Genomic DNA, 22,286 nt, shown 5'->3' with positions numbered 1-22,286 from the left:
TGAAATATAAAAATATTTAATTTTTATATTTCATTATGCATAAATCCTTACCAAAAATTAAAATTGTATAAATAAAAATCCTCAGCAACAGGCGCAAAGGATTCATCATCAATGGAAAGCTTTTATAATTGTGGGGTATATTACAAGGGTAATAATTTGGAGAACAATAATTGCCATAACAATCATGCTAAAATAGAAGGTAAGTTTACTTCGCTTCATTAGAAACATAATAATAAGCATCGTACAAGCAAATAAACTTAAGAAAAACAAACTCGTTGTCGAACTTAGTATACCACTCGGGACAAAGAACAATAAAACTACACTACAAGTACCTATAATTCCAAATAACCATTCCATTCATTCACTCATTCCCTTTCCCTCTCATGGCGGTTTTTTCTAAGCTATTAAATGCTTCACAACATCAACTACGTACGTTAATTTCTCATACGCTACAAATCCAAATGCTACTGTTAAACCTGTTACGATTAATCCTTTCATCATTTCTTCCTCCTCGTTTTATCATTGTTATCTTCATTATAGAGGATTCGTAACGTGTTACCATCGAACTTCCTTACAGTTACCTTACAGAATTGTAAGATTTCCAAAGGCATAAAAAATACCTCATATAACTAGAGGCGATTTTACGGAATTTCTCTATTTTTCAAAATAATATTCGTTAATTTTTTAACTTACCTTCAAATATTTTCTCATTAAAAGAAAACACTTTGTTAAAATCGTGTTAATATATTTTTGTACAATTAAGAATTTAATTTACAAGGGGGATTATATATGTTTAAAAAAATGGCTGCTGATGTTTTAGGATTAAGCGATGTAGGTTCTGTCATTACGCCGCAGGATTATGATAAGGTTGATGCTGATGATTACGTGATGCATGAAGACGGGGAAAAAATATATTTTCTAATTAAATCAAAAACAGATGAATACTGTTTCACAAACAAAGGACTAATCCACTTAGACGGTACAAGTGCGACAAGCAAAAAGCGTACACTTCGCCGCTATAGCTATAGTAGATATCAAATTAAAAACGTAGCACTTGAAACTGCAGGCACAATTGATTTAGATGTAGAAATTAAATTTCATATGGGAGATGAACATTACTCAATTGATGTTCATAAAAAACATATTGAAGAATTAAAAGATTTATATAAAGCTCTTCTTAAAATCGAAGAAATTTCATACGACAACGACATTACATTACAATATGCTCATAAAAGTTTAGATATGGCTTCTAATACTTTCAGTCGCATTACAAATGCACAAGTGAATCTGGCAGAGCAATTCAAAGAGATGAATGAGATCGCCTTTAACTGGCTCGTTGATACGAAGAAACAATATAACGTGAAAGATTATGGTTTTGTTTTTGAAAAATTTATTAATAACTAAACAAAAAACCTTGTTATCAAAAGATAACAAGGTTTTTTTAGCGTCCCAGGAGAGATTCGAACTCCCGACCGTACGCTTAGAAGGCGTATGCTCTATCCGGCTGAGCTACTGGGACATGGAGCGGGTGAAGAGAATCGAACTCTCGACCAGAGCTTGGAAGGCTCTTGTTTTACCACTAAACTACACCCGCATATGTTATTTTTTCTTCTTCGTTAGCGCCGTTGCCCTATCGACAATATTTATTATATGTATAACCATTCATAAAGTCAACACTTTTTAAAAAAAGAGGATAATTTTTCTTATCCTCTTTTAAAAGTTGCTTGTTCAACTAGTTGTCCGTCTAATGTTTCAAAGCGAACATCTATATGTTTTTCATCCATTTCTAATAAGGCAAATGTCTTTTCTACACGCTGACGCGGTAATAAAACACTTCCTGGATTAATAAATAAAACTCCATCAATGAATTCCGCACCTAATACGTGAGAATGTCCGAAGCACGCCACTTGTGCATCTACCTCTTCTGCACGGTACGCTAATGTTTGTAATGTCATTTTCACGTTATGACGATGCCCATGCACAACTACGAAACGAATACCATCTACAACAGTTACAATTTCATCTTGAAAGTTAGCATAGTCACAGTTCCCTTTTACAACGCGGAAACCTTGCAGCTCTTCATAAGCAGGTGTTAGCTCTGAATCACCGCAATGAATCATGACATCTACTTTCCCTTCATATTTCTCTTTTAACAGCTGTAATTCCTTCACAGAGCTATGACTATCGCTTACGATTAAAGCTTTCATCAATCTCTCTCCCTTATTCTCCTAAAAACCATTCCGGGATTTTTTCTTCTAACTTACGAAGAGCACGCCCGCGGTGACTAATGGCATTTTTCTCATCAGAACTTAGTTCCGCCATCGCTTTTTTATATTCTTCCACATAAAAGATTGGATCATATCCAAAACCGTTTTCCCCGCGGCGCTGTTCTAAAATATACCCTTCACACGTTCCATTCACAATTACCGGTTCTTTATCCGCTTCTGGGAATGCAACTGCTAATGCACAGTAAAAACGAGCTTTACGTTTTTCAAAGTCGACGTCAGTTAGCTCTTGCAAAACTTTATCGATATTCGCTTGGTCATCTTTCGGTTCTCCAGCAAAACGAGCTGAATGCACACCTGGTTTTCCGTTTAAAGCATCCACAATCAGACCTGAATCATCTGCAATTACGATAGAATCCAACTGCTTACTCAGACTATCTGCTTTTAAGATTGCATTTTCTTCAAATGTTTCACCAGTTTCTTCGACTTCTTCAATATGAGGAAAATCGTGTAATGATTTCACTTCTAAATCAAATCGCTCAAATAACTCAGCAAACTCACGTACTTTCCCCATATTTTTTGTCGCAACAACAACTTGTTTCATATTTTCCACCTCTACTCTATATGAGATACGATGTCACCTAACGCTTCTTTTTGCATGTCAATCAGTTGGAAAATGCCTTGTTCCGCAGCATCAAGCAGTTCATTTAACTGCGCTCTGCTAAACGTCGCTTCTTCTCCAGTTCCTTGCACTTCAACAAACTGACCTTTTCCAGTCATAATCACATTCATATCAACATCCGCTTTAGAATCTTCTGCGTAGTTTAAATCTAAAACAACACCTTGCTCTTCAACAATCCCTACTGACGTTGCTGCTAAATAATCTTTCACTGGAATTTTAGATACTTTCCCTGCTTGTAATAACTTCTCAAACGCTAATACCATTGCTACATATGCGCCTGTAATAGAAGCTGTTCTCGTTCCACCATCTGCTTGAATAACATCACAGTCAATCCAAACTGTTCTCTCGCCAAGTGCTTCTAAGTCAACTACCGCACGTAATGCTCGTCCAATTAAACGTTGGATTTCCATTGTACGTCCAGTTACTTTCCCTTTACTTGACTCCCTGATTGTACGTTGTTCTGTTGCACGCGGAATCATTGCGTATTCAGCTGTTACCCAGCCCTTTCCTTCTCCACGCATAAACGGTGGTACACGCTCTTCAATTGTCGCTGAGCAAATTACCTTTGTATCCCCAACTTCAATTAACACTGACCCTTCTGGATGTTTTAAATAATTCGTATGAATATGTATATGGCGTAATTCTGTTTTCTCTCTACCATCTACTCGCATAAAATAACCTCCTCATAACTACTACTCGTTAGTATAGCCAAATTTAAATGTATGATATGTATACAATAAAAGAAGGAGAACCCAAAAAGCAATTCCCCTTTCTTACATAAGTATATCAAATTATTCGTGATTAAAAACCACCTGTATTCACGTTTTCTGGACGATTCACAGGTTTTGTTAACTTTTCACCCTTCTCATCCATAAGATTCGCTTTCCCATTCACTTGAATAGAAACATTTTTCACACCTTGTTTTTCCGTTAAAGATAAAACTAATGATTTCAATACGTAGTTTGAAATCTTACTTTTATCTTTATTCGCAAATATATTTTCATTAAAGTTTAACGTAACATTCCCGTCTTGCAATTTTGGATTCGTAATAAGTTTGACCCCTGGATTAAAGTCACTCAACAGCGAATTTTGATTCGGCCCTTTTACTAGTTCATTTACAACTGTCGTAATATCATTTTCTTTCCCTTCTGCAACGCGGCGCGTAACTGGCACATAATATTGCTGTTTATTATTTTGTGCCATAAAATACAATGTGACTGGTTTTGTATTTGTTACATCTGCTACTTGTTCATCATCAAAGTTGATACCATTTGCACGGCTCACCCCTTCACCAAGCGGCGTGCCACCAACAGGCATCTTCGCCAATTTTTCACCATTTATTTGGAACTGCACTTGTTTTATCTCTTTAAATTGCGTCAACGTCCACGCTATAGATTCAACAATTTGACGCTCTTCTTCTTTTGCATAGTTTTTCATCTCTTTAGAGAAATCAATGACTGCCGTCCCATCTTTTTTCAAATTCAAAGTCATCATTGTATTTGCTGGAATGACCGCACGGAACCCATTCGGTAATAAATCCGTTACCGGTCCATCTTTCACAAGATATTCCAACGTTTGCTGCACGACCTCATTCGCTTTCGGAGTTGGTATAGTTAACGTTTGTGGTACAACATAACCATTTTTATCAACAAGGTATAGTTCTCTATTCACCGTTTGTCCTTGTTTATCTTTCTTCGCTACTTCTTTCTTTCCACCCTCTGTATACGTAACTTGTTTTGGTGGATCAATTTGTTCAGTCGCTTTCTCCTGATTTATAAAGCCACACCCCGTTAGTAAAACAGCGCTCACAGTAGCACCAACAACCCATTTAAAAGTGGATTTAGGCATGCCATTCCCCCCTAAAATCTAAGTTTGTACTATTATGTATACGAGCTGTTTCACGTTTTAGAACATGCCTTGCTTCTTATAAACAAAAACTCCTGATTTCTCAGGAGTTCACTTATATAAGTCTACTATTATTTTGTTTCTAAATTGATATGCTTCACATTTTCAATCGGTTGACCGAACCATTTCGATGCAATTTCTTTAAATAAGCCTATTTTACCAGTCGTTAAGAAGAGATGATCACTTTGTTCTTCTCCCTCATTTAACATTTTACTGTGATATAAAATCGTACTTACTTCTCGCGCTGTTTCATCGCCTGAACTAATTAAGTGCACTTTATCTCCCATTACCTTTTTAATAACCGGACCTAAAATCGGATAATGTGTACACCCTAAAATAAGTGTATCAATATCGGTGTTTTTCAGAGGTTGCAACGTTTCCCTCACAACTTCATACGCCATTTCACTTTCGAAATTCCCACTCTCCACAAGTTCAACGAAAGGCGGACATGCTAAACTTTCTACCATAACACGGTTATTAATAGACTTTAACGCCTCTTCATAAGCACCGCTTTTTACCGTTCCAATCGTTCCAATAATCCCAACATGGTACGTATTTGTCACTTTTAAAGCTGTACGTGACCCTGGATGGATAACTCCTACGACTGGGATTGGTAATTTTTTCTGCATTTCTTCTAATACAACCGCAGTTGCTGTATTACACGCAATAACTAACATTTTGATGTTTAAATCTAGTAAATGCTCCGTCATTTCCCACGTAAATTGACGCACTTCTTCTCGAGAACGTGGACCATACGGACAACGTGCTGTATCTCCTAAATATATAATACGCTCTTTCGGCAACTGACGAATTAATTCCTTCGCTACTGTTAAACCGCCAACTCCTGAATCGATAACACCGATTGCTCTATTCAACTTCATCACCCGTTTTCTCATTCATCATCTTATTTTATGTTTATCAGTATATTGTACGCACTTTAAGTTCGCTCACTTAAAATGCTCCTGTATGAAATTTTTTATTTGTACCTGTATAGACTAGGACCTTATTTATTTTGCTCCTTTTTTTCGTAATTTGCAAGACAGAAAATAACCGACCCTCTATATGAAAGTCGGTTTCTTCTATAGTAAAGTACGTATTTATTACGTCGCCTTTCTCTGAGCAGAAGACATTCATATTAATAAGAAGAAATGTGCAGAATTTAAAAGGACGATAATTTATTTACAGCTCTTTTTATAGCCTTACCTATTTCCACGCTAGACTGCGGATTTTGTCCTGTAATCAAACGCCCCTCTACTACAACATGTGGCGTAAAATTAGGTGCTACATAAAATAAAGCTCTTTCTTCCTTCAATTTACTTTCTAGCAAAAATGGAACTCGCTTTTCTAAATGAACAGCTTTTTCTTCGTCATTTGTATACCCTGTTATACGCTTACCCGCACTAAAAAACGAACCATCCTTATTTTTCACACCAACTAAAGAACTTACTCCGTGACAAACAGCCGCTACAATCCGGTTATTGTTATACATATTCTCAATCAAATTCGCTACATACGGATTACCCGGAAAATCCACAATTGCCCCGTGCCCACCACCAAACAAAACCGCATCATAATCCGAAAAATGAGCAATTGAGATCGACTTCGTATTTTGCAATAAAGAAGCGACATACTTAAATTCACGAGGTATGCCATTCGGAATAGACACTCTATCAATAGGCACTCTACCGCCCTTTATCGACACAATATCAACATCAAACTGAGCTTTTTTAAATAAATTATAAGGAGCTGCGAGCTCTTCAAGCCATAAACCAGTCGGGTGTCCATTCATATCATGAGCACTTGTTGAAACTAACAATACCCTTTTCAACATATCCCCTCCTTACTACCTATGTATGCATGAAACAAACAAAAAATAGCCGACCTTTGTATAAAAGTCGGCTTACTTCTTATAGTTCGAGCTCTCCCATACGAAGAAGCTCTACAACCGCTTGTGAACGTCCTTTAACCCCTAGCTTTTGCATTGCGTTTGAGATATGATTGCGTACTGTTTTTTCACTTATAAAAAGTTCACCTGCAATTTCCTTCGTTGTTTTATCTTGAACCAGTAATTCAAATACTTCTCTTTCTCTCTTTGTGAGTAAAGGTTTAGATTGATACGCTTTTTCCTTCAACTGGTATAACCCTCCTTGCTTAAGCCAGAGCTGTGTATGTGTAAGTTGGGTGTTTATTTAGTCAAGATATTGTATGAACGAAATGTGCAGGTGGTGAATGAAAATGGGCTTTATTTCTTATGTTATTTTAGACTTTTATACAGTGCGTGCACTCATTTTATCCGCTTATTTTTTAATGCGCCATATTTGTTCTAGTAATATACTTACAACTGTACCTACAAACAAACCATTTCCAAATATATATTGCATAACAGACGGCAACGATTGGAGTGCTCCGGACGGTAAAAACATAACACCGCTGCCAAATAATACTGCTACTCCTAAAATCGTTACATTCCTTTCATTAAGCTCCACTTGTTTTATATTGTTTAGCCCGATCCCAATTAACTGTACGAATGAAGCCATTAAAACTGCAGATGCAACAGCGGATGGTAACGACGCTAAGTAACGAATAATACTTGGAAAAAGCGACATAACAACTAGTAGTACACATGCCATTAAGAACGATCGTATATATTTTTGTTTTGTTAAGCGTATAAATCCTGCTGTTGCTGGTAACGGAACGACACCCACAGTTGAAAATACGGAGGAAATAATATGAGAGATGCCTCCAACCCACGTACCATCTCTCAACTGTTTTTGTTCAATCGTCGCTTTATGAATGGTAACTTGATTAATTGCGATAATAGCAGCTACTGTATTTGAAACTAAAATACATACCATAACGAAACTTGATACTGCCATACCTGCATTCCATTTCGGAAGTCCCCAAGCAAATATATGTGGAAATTGCACAAAATGAGTTACTTGAGACGGAATCGTCACTTTCCCTGCAATTAAAAAGATAATCCACCCACTAATCAACCCTATTAAAACTGCATAACTTTTGACAAAACCTTTTCCAAAATTAGATAGTATAATAACGAACAGAAATATACTAAACGCAATTATTGCTGTAAATCCATCGATTTGAGAAACGGTGGCTGTAATTCCTAGCATTCCTTTTAAAAATACACCACTTAGTTGTAAACATAACAAAAGTAAAAACGTTCCTGTCACAAGCGGCGTAAATAAAAATAAAATACGCCCTATAAAACCACTTACTCCTAATCCTATTAAAATTACACCGGAAATTATCATTCCTAATTCTAAAATTTGCAGCGTACTATGTAATTGATCCTGCCCGACAGTTGCATAAGCAAGTACGGTAAATACACCAACCCAAGATCCAGCTGGCCCATCCGCAATTGGTAATCTATGCCCGATCCATCCTTGTAGAAAAGAAGATATACCAACTACAAAAAACGTACGCTGCATTAAATAAAATATTTCTTCCGTCGTAAGATGAAATAATCCGCCAACGACAATTGGTAGTGCGATTGAATTCGCCAATAAAAATATAAACCATTGCAAAGTACCCATAATATGATTTTGATTGTGTTGATTGCCCAATTTTTTCATCCCTTCTAACTTTCCTACACGAAATATAGCGTTAGAATAAAAAAGAAGAGTTCTATATTTACAATTAGAACCCTCCTTAAAATATTTAAACGATTCTTCTATACAAGATTATTCAATTCCATCTCATTTAAACTTCCAACAACAATATTTCCTTTATATACGACTAGATGTTTTTCTGTTTGACGCGCTACTGCTTCAGCAGTACATGTTGCATTCGTCAAAACAAAACTCGCTTCATCTCCTACATTCGGCCATGCTCGCTCCCCTTCATTGTTTAACGTTTCTTTTCCTCCCGTAATAAAGCGAAGTGCTTTTCCTAAAGACCTTTCATCACTCCACCCAAAACGCTCTGCTAATCGATTTGCCTTTTGAAGCATATCACCTGTTCCGAACGGCGACCAATGATCTGTAATACTATCATTTCCTAATGAAACTTTAACACCTTTTTTATCTAATAATGGAATTGGGATTACTTGTTTACCAATCGGTACAGTTGACGTAATATCAATATGTAAAGCTGCTAGTCTTTCTGCCACTTCTTCAGCTTCTTTTTCAGTAACACCACCAAGTCCAAGTGCATGACTAATTGTTACGCGACCTTGCCATCCTGCTTCTTCTGTTAAACTTGCTAATCTCTTCATCGTAAACGTACCAAGATTATTCGCATCATGCAGATGAATATCAACATCCGCATTAAATTCTACTGCAATATCCATAATTGTATGTAATGACTTTTCAATGTCATTATCCACTGTAGCTGGATCCACGCCGCCGACTAGATGCGCACCCATACGCATCGCCTCTTTTACAAGTTGCACAGAATTACTGCGCAATAGTCCATGTTGCGGAAAAGCAACGATTCTACCAGACACCCGATCTTTATATGTTTCTAATGCCGCTAACGTCGCCTCTAAATTTCCAAGTCCAATAACAGGATCAACATTACAATGCGTTCTAATATTCGTTGCACCATTTCGAAGCAATAAATCTAGCATATTTTCCGCTCTGTCTTGAGCAGTCGCTAATTGTTTTGGCAAAATCGTTTCTTCTTCATTAAAACGTGTAAAAATACTTTCTGCTGGCATGCAAGCTTTCCAAGGCCCACTATAATACGTTTTATCAATATGAATATGCATCTCTTCGAAAGCCGGCAAAATTAATAAGCGATTGGCATCAAGAATTAGTACCCCTTCCTCTTGAACAGCCCCTGCTATAATTTTTTTAATTTGTCCATCTTCAATGAGTAAACTACATAACTCTGTTTCTGTTTTGGAAATTCTCCCTTCTTCATATGTATACCCCGATTCAAGCGTTACATTAGTCAACCAGTATACTGTCATCTCTATTTCCCCCACCCTTTATTAAAAGTTACCTTTTTTATAATTTTAATATCACCTGAAAATTAAGACAATTAATACGACCGCTCCCTAAAAAAAGTCATACAACCTCATAGTCTTCTCATAAATTTCCATATAGAATAGAAGTATGTAGTTTGATATAAAAAGGAGTTGATCGTAATATGTCAAAAAAATTATGTAAATCCGAAACTAATAAAATGTTATTTGGTATATGTGGTGGTTTAGGAGAATATTTTGATATTAGTTCTACTCTCATTCGTATCCTTTGGGTCATTGCTGTTTTATGTTTTGGGACGGGATTTTTAGTCTATTTCATTTGTTTATTACTTATGCCACGTTCGTACTAACGGTATCATTCATATACTTAAGCGAAATATATATAAATCACCTATAGAATTCTTTTCTATAGGTGATTTTTTCATGAAGAATACTTCATCGTTAAATGTAATACCGCCACTTCATCCTCATTATTTCGATAACTATGTTTCTTATTCGCTTCAAATTGAATGGAGTCAAACTCATTTAATTCATATACATCATTCTCCACTTGAATCGAAACTTTCCCTTTCATTACTGTTACAAGTTCAATAGCACCTTCATGATGAGCTTCTGGTTCATATATACTATTTGATCTTAAACAAGCACGGTGCATTTCCATCCCTGTTTCTTTCGTGTAACGGAACATCGTTTCTAAGTGCCATGCTTGTCCTACATCTACCGCAAATCCTTCCCCGCAGCGTGCAACAGCTACAGGTTCTCCAACAACCATTAACCTCGATAAAGGAATTGATAACCCTTTCGTTATTTTCCAAATGACAGCTAACGTCGGATTCGTTTCGCCTCTTTCAATTTTTCCTAATGTTAATTTACTAACCCCTGTTTTTTGAGCTAATTCTTCTAAACTTAATTTTTGTTCATTACGAATTTGTCTTAGTAGCTGACCTACTTGTTGAATAACTTCTTTCGTTTGTATATCTTCATTTTCTTTCATCTATAAAACCACCTTAAAGTATAAAATAGTTTACTTTTATTATATTAAAGTATATTATACTATACGTAATTATTTATTTTCGAAAGGAGTGCTTACTTCATGCGCGCAATATTATTAGGACTTTTATCCTCAGCCTTCTTTTCCGCAACCTTTATTATTAATAGAGCAATGAATGTATCCGGAACAAGCTGGGCTTGGACAGCTTCCTTCCGTTTTTTATTCGCTCTCCCTATTTTATTCCTTATCGTTTTATTTCGCAAAAACTTAGGGGCTTTATGGGCAGAGCTAAAGAAACATCCATTAGCATGGATCGGGTGGGGTTCCGTTGCGGGTATTGGTTTCTATTCTTTATTAAGTTTCGCAGCTGTCTTTTCACCAGCGTGGCTCGTTGCTGGAACTTGGCAAGTTACGATATTAGCAGGTTTACTACTATCACCACTATTTTTCGTTAAAATAAAAACAAAATCGGGTATAAAACTTGTACGCGGAAAAATTCCACTTCGCAGTTTATATGTATCATTATTTATTTTACTTGGTGTAATTTGTATGCAAGCGACTGCAGCAGGTCATATTACAATGACTCAGTTCATTTCAGGTTTTTTACCTGTCGTGTTAGCTGCATTCTTATATCCGTTCGGCAACCGAAAAATGATGGAACTTGTTGGCGGACGTCTTGATACATTCCAACGTGTATTAGGAATGGCAATTGGAAGTCTTCCTATTACAATTCTCCTTGGTATATACGGCTTTTCCACTACTGGTATTCCATCATCAACTCAAATGCTTCAAGGCTTTTTGTTAGCACTATGCTCTGGAGTCATTGCGACGATGACTTTCTTCTTTGCTACCGACTTAGCAAAAGATAACCTCGCTTTACTTGGAGCTGTTGAAGCAACACAAGCTGGAACGATGATCTTTACAGTGCTTGGTGAAATTATTTTCTTGGATGGTTCATTCCCTGGTGGTCTTTCCCTACTCGGAATGATTATTATTATGTTAGGAATGGTTGCAAATAGTATTTTAAACCGTTCTGCTCCAGTCATTAAACAGAAAAAATCAGCATAAAAAAAGAGTATGGTTCTATAACAAAGAGCCATACTCTTCTTTTATTGTCCCCCTATTTCGCCTTATCAGAATAGTATTTCATTAGCCGTTTACACTAAAACCTATGTTATAATACGTTTCATGCGCAATAATAGGAGGTAAATTATGTTAAAAAAAGCAATTGCTGAATTTATTGGTACATTTGTACTTGTATTATTCGGAACTGGAGTAGCTGTCACTGGTGGCGGAATTGAAGGAATTGGAACATTAGGAATCGCTATGGCTTTCGGTCTATCTATTGTAGCTATGGCATATAGCATCGGAACAGTTTCTGGATGTCACATTAACCCAGCGGTATCAATCGCTATGTTCATCAACAAAAGAATGAACGCTATGGAACTTTGTTATTATGTATTAGCTCAAATTTTAGGTGGTTTATTAGGAACTGCAACATTAGTAACAATTTTACGCTCTGCTAAAACACCTTTAGATAATTTAGGACAAAATAGTTTTGGAACTCTTGGTTTATCTGGAGCATTTTTAGTTGAATTCATTTTAACTTTCGTATTTGTTTTAGTTATCGTTGCTGTAACTGGTAAAAAAGGAAGTTCTTCTTTAGCTGGACTAGTAATTGGTTTCACATTAGTATTAATTCACTTATTAGGAATTCCGTTAACTGGAACATCTGTTAACCCAGCTCGTAGTATCGCGCCAGCTTTATTTGTTGGTGGAGAAGCACTTTCTCAACTATGGGTATTCATCGTTGCCCCAATTCTTGGTGGTATCGTAGCAGCTGTTGTAGGAAAGTTTATTTTAAATACTGAAAAATAGAATTTTCGATATTTCTGAATAAAAAAAGGCGAGCCCTCTTCATGAGGTAGCTCGCTTTTTTATTCTTTAATTTTAGACTTTAAATTTGTAACTAATTGGTCTACCGTTACGTTTGCAAGTACGTTTTCCATTGCTTCTTGCGCTTGCATTAAAATAATTTCTAATACTGATTGAATATTAGCTCCTACTGGACATTCAATGTTGGGATTTTCATGGAAGGAAAATAGATGTCCTTCTTCTACAACTTCCACTGCTTTATATACATCAAGTAATGTAATTTCTTCTAAATCACGAGCAAGTGTCGTACCACCTTTACCGGCTTGTACATCAACAAGTCCCGCTCTCTTCAACATTCCTGTAATGCGACGAATCACAACTGGATTTGTATTCACACTACCAGCAATCCATTCAGAGGTACAGCGAGAGTTTCGATCTATCGCAAGTAATGTTAGCATATGAACACCTACTGTAAACCGACTACTAATTCCCATCTGCACACCCTCCTTCGTATTCATTCTATTAAAAGACGACTCTTATTATTATATACTATTTTTAATTTATACATAAAGAAAAAGCATGATTTCAATAGGAAATCATGCTTTTCTCTCATTATTGACGCTTTATGAATTTCGCTAAATCTTTAAATTTCACTTTATCTGAGTAATTCATTACACCGTTTACGTAAATGCGGCTTGCAAGTATATTGACGATTGCAATAGTCACCAATAAAATGACTAAAGTCACAATAATCTCTACAGTTCCTGCTTCACCCGCTACAAGCCTTGAAAATGTAACCATAGGTGTAAAGAATGGAATATATGAACTAACTACAGCTAATGTACTATTAGGATCAAATAGTGATTTAATACTAATGAAAAATGCTGCTATACCTAACATTGTAATTGGGAACGAAAGAGATTGTACATCCTCAATTTTTGATACAACAGCACCAACCGCTGCATATAACATTGCATATAGTAAGTAGCCCGTAACAAAATATACAACGAACATACTAATTACTACAGCATCCAACTTAGAAAAATCTAGTGCAAGTCCCACTAAAGATGCATTTTCTAAGTCTACCCAACCTAATAAATATGGTACAAGAAAACCGAATGAAGCAGTAATAAGTAATAGTAAAGCACTAGAAACAATTGCTAAAATTTTGGCATGTAGCATTGTTAATGGTTTTACTTTCGGAAGCATTAACTCCATAACACGAGACGACTTTTCAGATGCTATCGTCGTCCCAATTGCAGTTCCAAACACAATAATAAACATATATAAAGCAAACGAGAAAACATAGCCAATGCCAAAGGAAGATGCATGATCCTTTACTGCCTCCTGTTTTAACGGAATTTCCATCTGTAACTGCTTTGCTACTTCTACTGATACATTATTCTTTTTAATCATTACTGCTGTATATTGTTCTTTTAAATAACTTGCCATAAGTGTAGCAGTTGATTGACTCGGAAAACCACTATACATATACGTCACTTCCGGAATACCATTCTTTTCTGTAATACGGAATAGACCGTCTAAATCCCCATCTTCTACTTGCTTACGTAACTCATTAAACTTATCCTTATTTTCTACAGTTACTTTAGCAGACGGAAGTAACTTTGTTAAATCACTTTCTTGCACTTTATACGTATCACTTTCCGTTACTACGGCAAATTTATCTTTCCCTTTATCATTATCAGCAGTGAAATGATTAAACGCAAAAAGTCCAAACACAACTAAAAATAAAATCGCACTTGTAATTAATGATTTTTTAGATAAAAACGCTTCCCTAAAATAAAATGAAAATACATGAGAAAATTTACGCATCGTTATTTCGCCCTCTCTACAAAGATTTCGTTTAACGTCGGCTCTAACATTTTAAATTGTCGTAAGCTAACACCTTGCTCTTGCAACTGCTGCAAAATCTTAAGAGCTTCCGCATCATCTTGTACTTTCACATAAAGAAGGCCTTGTTGTTTTTCATACGATACATGTATAGCTTCTAATCCCTTTTCATTCTCTTCTGTATCTTCAATCGTTAAATTACGGAAGCCGTATTCTTTCTTAATATCACTTAACTGGCCTTTTACGACTGCTTCGCCTTTTTTCAGAATACATACATGTTGGCAAAAAGCTTCTACTTGTTCCATACGATGACTAGATAAAATAATTGTCTTTCCGCTCTGTACTTGTTCTTCAATAATGCTAGCTAACATCCCAGCATTAACTGGATCGAGTCCGCTAAATGGTTCATCTAAAATGAGAAGTTCTGGATTATGAAGAAGAGCAGCAATTAATTGGATCTTTTGCTGATTCCCTTTTGAAAGCTCTCCAGCCGTCTTAAATTTATATTCTGGAATTGCTAATCGCTCTAACCAGTAATCGATAGCAAGATCTACTTCTTTCTTCGTCATTCCTTCTAATCTACCAAAATAACGCAATTGATCTATTACTCTACTTTTTGTATATAAACCTCTTTCCTCTGGTAAATATCCAATTGTTACCCCGCTATTACCAAATGTTTTTCCATCCCATGTAATAGAGCCTTCATTAGGCGTTAATAATCCAAGAAGCATTTTGATTGTTGTTGTTTTCCCTGCACCATTTCGTCCGAGCAATCCTAGCACTTCACCTTTTGGTAACGAAATTTGCAAACCATTAACTGCTTTTGATTCTCCAAATAGTTTCGTTAAGTTTTGAATTTGTAAACTCAAAGTATAAAGCCTCCCCTTTAGTATCATTCATACTCTCTTTCAAAGACTATGTTTATTCCAGATAAAATATAGCACTACACTTCATCCTCTTATATATAACATCGCCTTTAATCCAGTATTTGTTCTATTTAGTTGAAATTGTAAATAATACCACGTCATTTGTCAATTATAATTGTCATTTCGACAATAAAACTTGTCAAAATGATTCCCATCACTTTGCTCATCTTTCTAATATAGGACATACTACTATATATACAAAAGACAATATGTAAATGTTCATAAAAAAATTTTTATATTTTAATATATAATATAAAATGATTTTCTAACATCAAGGAGGATACATATGAAGATGAAGAGGGGAATTACCACTTTATTATCTGTAGCCGTTCTGTCTACATCGCTTGTAGCATGTTCAGGAACACCAGAGAAAACAGTGGCGAAAGAAGAAAAAGTAAAATTAACAGACCAACAATTAATGGCTGATTTATGGTATCAAACAGCTGGCGAAACGAAAGCGCTTTACTACCAAGGGTACAATATCGGTCAATTGAAACTTGATGCAGCTCTTGCAAAAGGGACAGAAAAAAAACCTGCTATCGTACTTGATTTAGACGAAACTGTTTTAGACAACAGTCCTCATCAAGCAATGAGTGTAAAAACAGGAAAAGGCTATCCTTATAAGTGGGATGACTGGATTAATAAGGCCGAAGCTGAAGCACTTCCTGGCGCAATTGATTTCTTAAAATATACAGAGTCTAAAGCTGTAGATATTTACTACATTTCAAATCGCAAAACGAATCAACTAGATGCAACAATTAAAAACCTTGAGCGTGTAGGTGCTCCTCAAGCAACGAAAGAACATATATTACTACAAGATCCGAAAGAAAAAGGAAAAGAAAAACGCCGTGAACTCGTTTCTCAAACACATGACATTGTCTTATTCTTCGGTGATAACTTATCTGATTTCACTGGTTTTGATGGAAAAACTGTAAAAGACCGCAATCAAACCGTAGCAGATTCAAAAGCACAATTTGGTGAGAAATTCATTATTTTCCCTAATCCAATGTATGGTGATTGGGAAGGTGCTTTATATGATTATGATTTCAAAAAATCAGATGCAGAAAAAGATAAAATCCGTCGCGACAACTTAAAATCATTTGATACAAAATAAAGAGGATGGCACTCGCCATCCTCTTTATTGCATATTTCTCGTTAAAGGCAAAATAAACACTTCTACACGTCTATTTTTTGCTTTTCCTTCTTGTGTATCATTTGGAGCAATTGAACGGTATTCTCCGTAACCAATCGCACTAAATTTTTCTGGTTGCAATTCTTTATTTTGAAGTAACACCTGCATAAAATTAACTGCTCGCTGCGTACTTAATTCCCAATTTGATGCGAACTGTGCGTTTGAAATAGGAACATTGTCTGTATGACCAGATACTGTAATTTCACGAGGTGATGCTGAAACAAGTAGGTTAGACATCTCTTTTGCAATCCCTAACGATTCCAATTTCACATCTGCCTTCCCTGAGTCAAAGAGTACATTTTCTAATATTGTTACCATTAAACCTTTTTCGGTTAAATCGGTTTTAAAAGAAGACGATAATTGCTTTTCTTCAATATACTTATCAATACCTTTTTGTACTGCCTTTAATTCATTCATTTCTTGCTGCTTTACTTCAGCTTCAGCATCTTTTTTAATCTTCTCAGATTCCAAACCACTTGCCGATAACTCTTTTTCGTCCTTCGGTTTTTGATCACTTAAAAACTCTTTATTTCCTGTTCCACCTGCTAGTTCACTGCGAAAAGCTACTGCCATCTGTTTAAATTTCGCAGCATCTATACTACTCATTGCAAATAAAACAATAAACAAAGCAAATAACAACGTTAGCATATCGGAATATGGAATTAACCAACTTTCATCAATATGCTCATCGTGTTTTTTCTTTTTACCTCTTCTACTTTTCTTACTCCGCATTTTTTTCCGCTCCTTTTTCTAGCTTCTTACGCTCAGTCGCAGAAAGCGCTCCTAAAATGCGGTTTTTCATAATAAACGGATATGTACCTTCTTGTAACATTAATAAACAATCAATAATTAAACGTTTCTTCTCTAATTCTGCGGCAGACTTTTGCTTTAATTTATTTGCAAATGGATGCCATAACACGTAACCTGAAAAAATACCAAAAATCGTTGCAATAAATGCACCTGAAATAGCATGCCCTAGCTTTTCAATATCAGTTAAATTTCCAAGTGCAGCTACAAGACCAATAACAGCACCTAAAACCCCTAATGTAGGTGCATATGTACCAGCTTGCGAAAAAATAGCAGCTCCTTTTGCATGCCTCTCTTCAATTGCCTCTAGTTCAGCCTCTAAAATCTGTTCTAAATCTTCCGCAGATACACCATCAATAACAAATTTCATACCACGTAAAAGAAATTCATCTTGAATTTTATCTAATTGTTGCTCTAAAGACAAAATACCGTATTTTCGACTTTCAGATGTCCAATGAACAAATAATTCTAGCAATTGCTCATAGCTTAAATCTTTTTTATTTGAACCAAAAAGAACTTTAAATAATTTTGGAATCCGTTTTAGTTGATTCATCGGAAATGCAATACAAACTGCGGCAAATGTACCGACAAAAATAATTAATGCTGCGGCAGGGTTCAATAATGCTGTTACGTCAGCACCCTTAACGAACATCCCTAATATTACCGCTACAAATCCTAAAATGATTCCAATAATTGTTGCAAAATCCATTCCCATTCACTCCTAGTCTATACAAGAAGTCCTTTATTCTCGATAATCGCTACATCTTCTTATACATATATATTACATAAAAAATGAATTTCATGAAAGACAAGAAATGAATTATATGAAAAAATACTACATTTTCGCACATTTTTTGACATTTTCTTTGCATTTCTATTACGTTACGACTCTTATATTTCTTTTTCAATAAACTAGACTTATAATAAAACCGATACATATTTTATTAAGAAAGGACTGTGATTACAAGGCATCATGAAAAAAATAATAATTATTTCTGCCGCTACTATTGTAATCGGTATCACATCTTTCGCTTACTTTGGTTCTAAATCACCACTACAAAATGAGGCGAAAGCTGTCGAAAGTCAAAAACATAGTAACCACCCAAAAGAAGCAATTCCTGCTTTTCCAAAAGCTGATCATAATGCAAAGAAACTAGATGATAATTTTTCCGTTGTAACAAATCCGGAGTCTGCTCTTGTATTAGTCAATAAACATCGTAAATTACCAGATGGGTACATTCCAGAGGATTTAACGAAACCGAACGTACCATTTACTAGTCCAAAAGACAAAGAAAAAACTCTATTACGTAAAGATGCTGCAGATGCGCTTGAAAACATGTTCCAAGCAGCGAAAGAAGAAGGGTTAGAACTTACAGCAGTTTCAGGTTATCGTTCTTACAAACGTCAACAATCGTTACATAACACATATATTAAGCGCCAAGGGAAAGCTGAAGCTGATTCAGTAAGTGCAATTCCTGGCACAAGTGAACATCAAACTGGTTTAGCAATGGATATTAGTTCAAAATCTGCTAAATTCCAATTAGAGCCTATCTTTGGAGAAACAGCAGAAGGCAAATGGGTTGCAGAGCATGCCCATGAATTCGGCTTTGTCATTCGTTACTTAGAGGATAAAACAGAAACAACAGAATACGCATATGAACCGTGGCACTTACGCTATGTTGGTAATCCATACGCTACATACATATATAAACATCATTTAACATTAGAAGAAGCGATGGAAGACAAAAAATAAGAGAGCAATTCGCTCTCTTATTTTTCTTTCACTCTATCATTGTAGCAATTTTTCTTTCCATTCTTCAGGCCACGCTTCGCCTCTTCCAGTTTTTTTCGACGCCTGCACCATCATACCGCGTCCAACTAAACAAACTTCTCCTTCTGCATTTTTTACCATATAATGCAAATCCAAAGAAGAATTCCCAACTGATCCTGCCTTTACATACACCTTCAACTGTTCATCAAAATATATTTGCTTAATAAAATTACATTGTAAATCTGCAACAACAATCATCGTTTCTGATGATTCATGTGTCCATTCTTGCATAAATCCAAGTTCTTTAAACAATGCGATACGTGCTTCTTCAAAATAAGTAAAAGCAACAACATTATTTACATGGCCAAACATATCTACTTCACCAAAACGAACTTTAACAGAATTGTAAAATGAAAAATCACTTTCCCATTTCTCGAAGTCTTCAATATAAGAAATTCTCTTCACTGTTCTCTCCCCTTTTCTTGTTAATAAACAGAATAAACTGAAAAATATAGTTATAAATATTGCCTCTTCAAGATGAAGAGGCAATATTTATTAATAGTTATTATCGCTACCAAAGAAATCTTTGAACGATTGAATTGTTGTATCACGGTTTAATGCCGCAATTGAAGTTGTTAATGGAATACCCTTCGGACATGATTGCACACAGTTTTGAGAGTTACCACAGTTTGCAAGTCCTCCATCTCCCATAATTGCACGTAAGCGATCTGCTTTATGCATTTCACCCGTTGGATGTGAGTTGAATAAACGAGCTTGTGATAACGGTGCTGGTCCAATAAAGTCAGATTTACTGTTTACGTTCGGACATGATTCTAAGCAAACACCACATGTCATACATTTTGAAAGCTCATAAGCCCATTGACGCTTTTTCTCTGGCATTCTTGGCCCTGGTCCTAAGTCATACGTACCATCGATTGGAATCCAAGCTTTAACGCGTTTTAACGCGTTAAACATACGACTACGGTCAACTTGTAAATCACGTACAACCGGGAATGTCTTCATCGGCTTTAAGCGAATTGGCTGTTCTAATTGATCAATAAGAGCCGTACATGATTGACGTGGCTTTCCGTTAATAATCATCGAACATGCTCCGCATACTTCCTCTAAACAGTTCATATCCCATGCAATCGGAGTTGTTTGGTTCCCTTTTGAATCAACAGGATTACGGCGAATTTCCATAAGCGCCGAAATAATATTCATATTAGGACGATATGGAATTTCAAACTCTTGGTCAAACTCTTGTGCATCTGGTCCATCTTGTCTTGTAATGATGAGGCGGATTGTTTTCTCAGACATGTTGTTTATCCCCCTTCTCTTCACCCTTAGCTGCTACATCGTGTTTTGAGGAGTAGTCACGTTTACGTGGTTTAATTAATGAAACATCCACTTCTTCGTAATGGAATGCTGGTGCCTTTCCTTCTCCCTCAAATTTCGCCATCGTAGTTTTTAAGAAGTTTGCATCATCACGATTTGGGAATTCTGGTTTGTAATGCGCTCCGCGGCTTTCATTACGGTTATATGCTCCAATTGTAATAACACGTGCTAACTCAAACATATTTGCAAGTTGGCGTGTAAACGAAGCACCTTGGTTACTCCATCTTGCTGTATCATTAATGTTAATACGTTTGTAACGAGCCATTAACTCTTCAATTTTCGCATCTGTTTCTAATAACTTTTTATTTTCACGAACTACTGTAACGTTATCTGTCATCCATTCTCCAAGCTCTTTATGAAGAACATATGCATTTTCGTTACCATCAAGCGTTAAAATATTGTTAAATTTCTCTGTTTCGATTAATTCATTTTGCTCATATACAGTAGATGAAACAGCATCAGATGATTTAGAAAGACCTTTCATATACTCAATTGCGTTCGGTCCCGCTACCATACCACCGTAAATTGCTGATAATAGTGAGTTCGCACCTAAGCGGTTACCACCGTGCATAGAATAATCACACTCACCTGCTGCAAATAAACCTGGAATACTTGTCATCTGCTTATAGTCAACCCATAGTCCGCCCATTGAATAGTGAACAGCTGGGAAGATTTTCATTGGTAGTTTACGAGGATCATCACCTGTAAATTTCTCATAGATTTCAATGATTCCACCAAGTTTAATATCTAGTTCTTTCGGATCTTTATGAGAAAGATCTAAGTACACCATGTTTTCACCGTTAATACCTAGTTTTTGCTCTACGCAAACATCAAAGATTTCACGCGTTGCGATATCACGAGGTACAAGGTTTCCGTAAGCCGGATATTTTTCTTCTAAGAAGTACCATGGTTTACCATCTTTATATGTCCAAACACGTCCACCTTCACCACGTGCAGATTCACTCATAAGACGTAACTTATCGTCTCCAGGAATTGCCGTTGGATGGATTTGAATGAACTCACCGTTTGCATAATATGCGCCTTGTTGATATACAGCAGATGCTGCTGTACCTGTATTGATAATAGAGTTAGTTGATTTTCCAAAGATGATACCAGGGCCCCCTGTTGCCATAATCACGGCATCAGCTTGGAAACTTTTAATCTCCATAGTTTGTAAGTCTTGTGCAACGATTCCTCGGCACACACCTTCGTCATCAACAACAGCTCGTAAGAAATCCCAACCTTCATATTTCGTTACAAGTCCTGCTACTTCGTGACGACGTACTTGCTCATCTAATGCGTATAGTAATTGCTGTCCAGTTGTTGCACCAGCAAATGCTGTACGGTGATGTTGCGTTCCACCAAAACGACGGAAATCAAGAAGTCCTTCTTCCGTACGGTTGAACATAACACCCATACGGTCCATTAAATGAATGATACCAGGTGCTGCTTCACACATTGCTTTAACTGGTGGTTGGTTCGCTAAGAAGTCCCCACCATAAATTGTATCGTCAAAGTGGATCCATGGAGAATCCCCTTCACCTTTCGTATTTACGGCACCGTTAATTCCGCCTTGGGCACATACAGAATGTGAACGTTTTACTGGTACTAAAGAAAATAGTTCAACATTTACTCCTGCTTCTGCCGCTTTAATCGTTGCCATTAAGCCGGCCAAGCCACCGCCGACTACTATAAGTTTCCCTTTCATGCTCTCCCAC

The 22,286-nt window shown here is 36.3% G+C and carries 25 protein-coding genes and 2 tRNA genes; 6 read left to right on the top strand and 21 right to left on the bottom strand.

The annotated features are described in order from the left end of the window. Window positions 1-108: 108 nt before the first annotated feature. A complete protein-coding gene (locus COC96_RS13070) occupies window positions 109-357 on the bottom strand; it encodes a hypothetical protein (protein ID WP_097905968.1) in 249 nt (82 codons plus the stop codon). A 432-nt stretch (window positions 358-789) separates the two neighbouring features. Between COC96_RS13070 and COC96_RS13065 the strand changes: the two genes are divergently transcribed. Beyond that, complete coding sequence (locus COC96_RS13065) at window positions 790-1,404, top strand: PH domain-containing protein (protein WP_098768910.1); 615 nt, start codon at window positions 790-792, stop codon at window positions 1,402-1,404. A 41-nt stretch (window positions 1,405-1,445) separates the two neighbouring features. Here the strand turns inward: COC96_RS13065 and COC96_RS13060 are convergent. From COC96_RS13060 to COC96_RS13005, 11 genes are all read right to left on the bottom strand, one after another. Next, window positions 1,446-1,519 (bottom strand) — tRNA-Arg (locus tag COC96_RS13060). A gap of 1 nt (window position 1,520) precedes the next feature. Continuing rightward, window positions 1,521-1,594, bottom strand: a tRNA-Gly gene (locus COC96_RS13055). A gap of 109 nt (window positions 1,595-1,703) precedes the next feature. Beyond that, the gene (locus COC96_RS13045; protein ID WP_098768909.1) at window positions 1,704-2,207 is read right to left on the bottom strand and encodes a metallophosphoesterase; all 504 of its coding nucleotides are present in this window, start codon (window positions 2,205-2,207) and stop codon (window positions 1,704-1,706) included. A gap of 13 nt (window positions 2,208-2,220) precedes the next feature. Beyond that, window positions 2,221-2,829: an XTP/dITP diphosphatase gene (locus COC96_RS13040; RefSeq protein WP_142340000.1), complete on the bottom strand. Its 609-nt coding sequence runs from the start codon at window positions 2,827-2,829 to the stop codon at window positions 2,221-2,223. An 11-nt stretch (window positions 2,830-2,840) separates the two neighbouring features. Further along, window positions 2,841-3,578 (bottom strand): ribonuclease PH, encoded by a 738-nt coding sequence (rph, locus tag COC96_RS13035; protein ID WP_097905961.1) that lies wholly within the window; start codon window positions 3,576-3,578, stop codon window positions 2,841-2,843. A 130-nt stretch (window positions 3,579-3,708) separates the two neighbouring features. Then, window positions 3,709-4,755 (bottom strand): GerMN domain-containing protein, encoded by a 1,047-nt coding sequence (locus COC96_RS13030; RefSeq protein ID WP_098266213.1) that lies wholly within the window; start codon window positions 4,753-4,755, stop codon window positions 3,709-3,711. Between the two features lie 128 nt (window positions 4,756-4,883). Further along, the gene (racE, locus tag COC96_RS13025) at window positions 4,884-5,693 is read right to left on the bottom strand and encodes a glutamate racemase (RefSeq protein ID WP_098266212.1); all 810 of its coding nucleotides are present in this window, start codon (window positions 5,691-5,693) and stop codon (window positions 4,884-4,886) included. Window positions 5,694-5,971: 278 nt separating this feature from the next. Beyond that, a complete protein-coding gene (locus COC96_RS13020) occupies window positions 5,972-6,643 on the bottom strand; it encodes a type 1 glutamine amidotransferase domain-containing protein (protein WP_098266211.1) in 672 nt (223 codons plus the stop codon). A 76-nt stretch (window positions 6,644-6,719) separates the two neighbouring features. Next, window positions 6,720-6,944: a spore germination transcription factor GerE gene (gene gerE / locus COC96_RS13015; protein WP_000659484.1), complete on the bottom strand. Its 225-nt coding sequence runs from the start codon at window positions 6,942-6,944 to the stop codon at window positions 6,720-6,722. 165 nt (window positions 6,945-7,109) lie between these two features. Next, window positions 7,110-8,405, bottom strand: coding sequence for a purine/pyrimidine permease (locus COC96_RS13010; RefSeq protein ID WP_098768907.1), 1,296 nt, complete (start codon window positions 8,403-8,405; stop codon window positions 7,110-7,112). A 98-nt stretch (window positions 8,406-8,503) separates the two neighbouring features. Further along, window positions 8,504-9,745: an amidohydrolase family protein gene (locus COC96_RS13005; protein ID WP_098768906.1), complete on the bottom strand. Its 1,242-nt coding sequence runs from the start codon at window positions 9,743-9,745 to the stop codon at window positions 8,504-8,506. Window positions 9,746-9,924: 179 nt separating this feature from the next. Between COC96_RS13005 and COC96_RS13000 the strand changes: the two genes are divergently transcribed. After that, a complete protein-coding gene (locus COC96_RS13000; protein WP_098768905.1) occupies window positions 9,925-10,110 on the top strand; it encodes a PspC domain-containing protein in 186 nt (61 codons plus the stop codon). 71 nt (window positions 10,111-10,181) lie between these two features. On the opposite strand, the gene COC96_RS12995 is transcribed toward COC96_RS13000, so the two are convergent. Next, window positions 10,182-10,754 (bottom strand): helix-turn-helix domain-containing protein, encoded by a 573-nt coding sequence (locus COC96_RS12995; RefSeq protein ID WP_098268773.1) that lies wholly within the window; start codon window positions 10,752-10,754, stop codon window positions 10,182-10,184. Window positions 10,755-10,853: 99 nt separating this feature from the next. On the opposite strand from COC96_RS12995, the gene COC96_RS12990 reads away from it, so the two are divergent. Together COC96_RS12990 and COC96_RS12985 are read left to right on the top strand one after the other, a co-directional pair. Then, window positions 10,854-11,819, top strand: a complete 966-nt coding sequence (locus COC96_RS12990) for a DMT family transporter (protein ID WP_098268774.1) — start codon at window positions 10,854-10,856, stop codon at window positions 11,817-11,819. 144 nt (window positions 11,820-11,963) lie between these two features. Continuing rightward, complete coding sequence (locus COC96_RS12985; protein WP_097905953.1) at window positions 11,964-12,629, top strand: MIP/aquaporin family protein; 666 nt, start codon at window positions 11,964-11,966, stop codon at window positions 12,627-12,629. Window positions 12,630-12,688: 59 nt separating this feature from the next. Here the strand turns inward: COC96_RS12985 and COC96_RS12980 are convergent, their stop codons facing one another. From COC96_RS12980 to COC96_RS12970, 3 genes are all read right to left on the bottom strand, one after another. Further along, window positions 12,689-13,120 carry an Rrf2 family transcriptional regulator gene (locus COC96_RS12980; RefSeq protein ID WP_000512995.1) on the bottom strand — a complete coding sequence of 144 codons (432 nt, stop codon included), beginning with the start codon at window positions 13,118-13,120 and terminating at the stop codon, window positions 12,689-12,691. Window positions 13,121-13,238: 118 nt separating this feature from the next. Then, complete coding sequence (locus COC96_RS12975) at window positions 13,239-14,459, bottom strand: ABC transporter permease (RefSeq protein ID WP_098268775.1); 1,221 nt, start codon at window positions 14,457-14,459, stop codon at window positions 13,239-13,241. A 2-nt stretch (window positions 14,460-14,461) separates the two neighbouring features. Continuing rightward, a complete protein-coding gene (locus COC96_RS12970) occupies window positions 14,462-15,346 on the bottom strand; it encodes an ABC transporter ATP-binding protein (RefSeq protein WP_141535882.1) in 885 nt (294 codons plus the stop codon). 343 nt (window positions 15,347-15,689) lie between these two features. Here COC96_RS12970 and COC96_RS12965 point away from each other — a divergent pair, with 343 nt between their 5' ends. Next, on the top strand, window positions 15,690-16,517 hold the full coding sequence (locus tag COC96_RS12965) for a 5'-nucleotidase, lipoprotein e(P4) family (protein ID WP_098268777.1): 828 nt from the start codon (window positions 15,690-15,692) through the stop codon (window positions 16,515-16,517). A gap of 24 nt (window positions 16,518-16,541) precedes the next feature. Here COC96_RS12965 and motB read toward each other — a convergent pair whose 3' ends face one another. Together motB and motA are read right to left on the bottom strand one after the other, a co-directional pair. Then, window positions 16,542-17,327 carry a flagellar motor protein MotB gene (gene motB / locus COC96_RS12960; RefSeq protein WP_098268778.1) on the bottom strand — a complete coding sequence of 262 codons (786 nt, stop codon included), beginning with the start codon at window positions 17,325-17,327 and terminating at the stop codon, window positions 16,542-16,544. Further along, the gene (gene motA / locus COC96_RS12955; RefSeq protein ID WP_098268779.1) at window positions 17,317-18,111 is read right to left on the bottom strand and encodes a flagellar motor stator protein MotA; all 795 of its coding nucleotides are present in this window, start codon (window positions 18,109-18,111) and stop codon (window positions 17,317-17,319) included. Before motA ends, motB begins: the two co-directional genes overlap by 11 nt. A 264-nt stretch (window positions 18,112-18,375) precedes the next feature. On the opposite strand from motA, the gene COC96_RS12945 reads away from it, so the two are divergent. Further along, a complete protein-coding gene (locus tag COC96_RS12945) occupies window positions 18,376-19,155 on the top strand; it encodes a M15 family metallopeptidase (RefSeq protein ID WP_098268781.1) in 780 nt (259 codons plus the stop codon). Between the two features lie 36 nt (window positions 19,156-19,191). Here the strand turns inward: COC96_RS12945 and COC96_RS12940 are convergent, their stop codons facing one another. The 3 genes from COC96_RS12940 to sdhA form a co-directional block, all read right to left on the bottom strand. Next, on the bottom strand, window positions 19,192-19,638 hold the full coding sequence (locus COC96_RS12940) for an acyl-CoA thioesterase (protein WP_097905945.1): 447 nt from the start codon (window positions 19,636-19,638) through the stop codon (window positions 19,192-19,194). Between the two features lie 90 nt (window positions 19,639-19,728). Then, window positions 19,729-20,490, bottom strand: coding sequence for a succinate dehydrogenase iron-sulfur subunit (gene sdhB, locus COC96_RS12935; protein ID WP_098268782.1), 762 nt, complete (start codon window positions 20,488-20,490; stop codon window positions 19,729-19,731). Beyond that, the gene (sdhA, locus tag COC96_RS12930) at window positions 20,483-22,276 is read right to left on the bottom strand and encodes a succinate dehydrogenase flavoprotein subunit (RefSeq protein WP_061677094.1); all 1,794 of its coding nucleotides are present in this window, start codon (window positions 22,274-22,276) and stop codon (window positions 20,483-20,485) included. Before sdhA ends, sdhB begins: the two co-directional genes overlap by 8 nt. Window positions 22,277-22,286 lie beyond the last annotated feature (10 nt).

This window comes from Bacillus cereus (genome assembly GCF_002577405.1).
GTDB classification, from domain to species: domain Bacteria; phylum Bacillota; class Bacilli; order Bacillales; family Bacillaceae_G; genus Bacillus_A; species Bacillus_A cereus_AU.
This window is presented reverse-complemented; position numbering and strand designations above follow the sequence as displayed.

Bases quoted from the DNA above. Each gene is read 5' to 3' on its own strand.
- COC96_RS13065 (WP_098768910.1), top strand. From the start codon at position 790: ATGTTTAAAAAAATGGCTGCTGATGTTTTAGGATTAAGCGATGTAGGT.
- COC96_RS12980 (WP_000512995.1), bottom strand. From the start codon at position 13,120: ATGGGAATTAGTAGTCGGTTTACAGTAGGTGTTCATATGCTAACATTA.
- motA (WP_098268779.1), bottom strand. From the start codon at position 18,111: ATGGATTTTGCAACAATTATTGGAATCATTTTAGGATTTGTAGCGGTA.
- COC96_RS13020 (WP_098266211.1), bottom strand. From the start codon at position 6,643: ATGTTGAAAAGGGTATTGTTAGTTTCAACAAGTGCTCATGATATGAAT.
- sdhA (WP_061677094.1), bottom strand. From the start codon at position 22,276: ATGAAAGGGAAACTTATAGTAGTCGGCGGTGGCTTGGCCGGCTTAATG.
- COC96_RS13070 (WP_097905968.1), bottom strand. From the start codon at position 357: ATGGAATGGTTATTTGGAATTATAGGTACTTGTAGTGTAGTTTTATTG.
- COC96_RS13010 (WP_098768907.1), bottom strand. From the start codon at position 8,405: ATGAAAAAATTGGGCAATCAACACAATCAAAATCATATTATGGGTACT.
- COC96_RS12985 (WP_097905953.1), top strand. From the start codon at position 11,964: ATGTTAAAAAAAGCAATTGCTGAATTTATTGGTACATTTGTACTTGTA.
- COC96_RS13045 (WP_098768909.1), bottom strand. From the start codon at position 2,207: ATGAAAGCTTTAATCGTAAGCGATAGTCATAGCTCTGTGAAGGAATTA.
- rph (WP_097905961.1), bottom strand. From the start codon at position 3,578: ATGCGAGTAGATGGTAGAGAGAAAACAGAATTACGCCATATACATATT.
- COC96_RS12945 (WP_098268781.1), top strand. From the start codon at position 18,376: ATGAAAAAAATAATAATTATTTCTGCCGCTACTATTGTAATCGGTATC.
- motB (WP_098268778.1), bottom strand. From the start codon at position 17,327: ATGCGGAGTAAGAAAAGTAGAAGAGGTAAAAAGAAAAAACACGATGAG.
- COC96_RS12990 (WP_098268774.1), top strand. From the start codon at position 10,854: ATGCGCGCAATATTATTAGGACTTTTATCCTCAGCCTTCTTTTCCGCA.
- COC96_RS13030 (WP_098266213.1), bottom strand. From the start codon at position 4,755: ATGCCTAAATCCACTTTTAAATGGGTTGTTGGTGCTACTGTGAGCGCT.
- COC96_RS12965 (WP_098268777.1), top strand. From the start codon at position 15,690: ATGAAGATGAAGAGGGGAATTACCACTTTATTATCTGTAGCCGTTCTG.
- racE (WP_098266212.1), bottom strand. From the start codon at position 5,693: ATGAAGTTGAATAGAGCAATCGGTGTTATCGATTCAGGAGTTGGCGGT.
- COC96_RS12975 (WP_098268775.1), bottom strand. From the start codon at position 14,459: ATGCGTAAATTTTCTCATGTATTTTCATTTTATTTTAGGGAAGCGTTT.
- COC96_RS13005 (WP_098768906.1), bottom strand. From the start codon at position 9,745: ATGACAGTATACTGGTTGACTAATGTAACGCTTGAATCGGGGTATACA.
- COC96_RS13000 (WP_098768905.1), top strand. From the start codon at position 9,925: ATGTCAAAAAAATTATGTAAATCCGAAACTAATAAAATGTTATTTGGT.
- COC96_RS12995 (WP_098268773.1), bottom strand. From the start codon at position 10,754: ATGAAAGAAAATGAAGATATACAAACGAAAGAAGTTATTCAACAAGTA.
- sdhB (WP_098268782.1), bottom strand. From the start codon at position 20,490: ATGTCTGAGAAAACAATCCGCCTCATCATTACAAGACAAGATGGACCA.
- COC96_RS13040 (WP_142340000.1), bottom strand. From the start codon at position 2,829: ATGAAACAAGTTGTTGTTGCGACAAAAAATATGGGGAAAGTACGTGAG.